1 protein-coding gene and 1 pseudogene are annotated in these 885 nt (G+C 67.0%); both read right to left on the bottom strand.

Features of this window, described 5'->3' with window-relative positions; translation table 11 throughout:
- The coding region (locus tag E1295_RS48235) for a helix-turn-helix domain-containing protein (RefSeq protein WP_246081268.1) at window positions 1–379 on the bottom strand (379 nt) is incomplete at its 3' end.
- Window positions 372–755: pseudogene (gene tnpA, locus E1295_RS48230) on the bottom strand (IS200/IS605 family transposase); the annotation flags it as partial. The gene E1295_RS48235 and the pseudogene tnpA, both read right to left, overlap by 8 nt.
- Between the last annotated feature and the right edge of the window lie 130 nt (window positions 756–885).

The raw sequence follows: 885 nt of genomic DNA, 5'->3' as shown, positions 1-885 counted from the left end.
AGTCCCACCGGCAGCCGTCGCCGTCTTTGGGCCACTCCACCGTGTCGAACCAGCCGCGTCCCTTGAACCGGGGGAACCCGGGGGTGCGCCCGGCCTTGACACGCTCGAAGAACGAGCGGAACGCCTTGTCCAGACGCCGCAGGGTGGCCTGCTGGGACGAAAACGACCACCGGCCCTGCCCGTCCGGGTCGTCGGTGCGGATGTGCTTCAACTCCCCCGACTGGTCGCCGTACCGGACGCTCACCCCGGCTTTGCGGTAGGCGATGCGGCGGTGTTCGAGGGCGGCGTTGTAGAGCTGCCGGTGGTCCTCCAGGCACGCGGCCAGCGCGGCGGCCTGCTTGGTGGCCGGGCGCAGCAGGAACTTGAACGACCTACGCACGGCCACCACCTTTCGGCCGGTCGTACTGCGTCTCGATATAACGCTGTACCGTCTGGGCCGACACCGCGCCGACCGTGGCCACGAAGCAGGACCGTGACCACAGCGTGGGCAACTGGGAACGCAGGTGCGGGAACTCGGCGCGCAGGTGGTGGGACGTGAAGCCCTTGAACTGGTTGGCCACGTACGACGGCGAGTTCTTCGGGTGGGGCTTGACGAACAGATGCACGTGGTCCGGCATCACCTCAAGCGCCACGATCTCCCAGCCGTGCTCGTCGGCTTTGGCGCGGATCAGCTCCTCAAGGCGGTACTTCACCCGCCCACCAAGGACCGGGCGGCGGTACTTCGGGCACCACACCACGTGGTACCCGAGGTCGTACGCCGCACCGGGGGAAGGCGCACCTGACGAGTCACACGATCATTATCACAGTGCCACACATCTAATACGCGACGAACGGAGATTCCTGATGCGCAGACCGGGAAGGTCACTGCACGCTCGGGCCTTGGCG

The sequence above is a fragment of the Nonomuraea mesophila genome (assembly GCF_004352805.1).
GTDB lineage: Bacteria > Actinomycetota > Actinomycetes > Streptosporangiales > Streptosporangiaceae > Nonomuraea > Nonomuraea longispora.
Note: the sequence above shows the minus strand (reverse complement) of the source record. Positions and strands in the feature narration are given on the sequence as shown.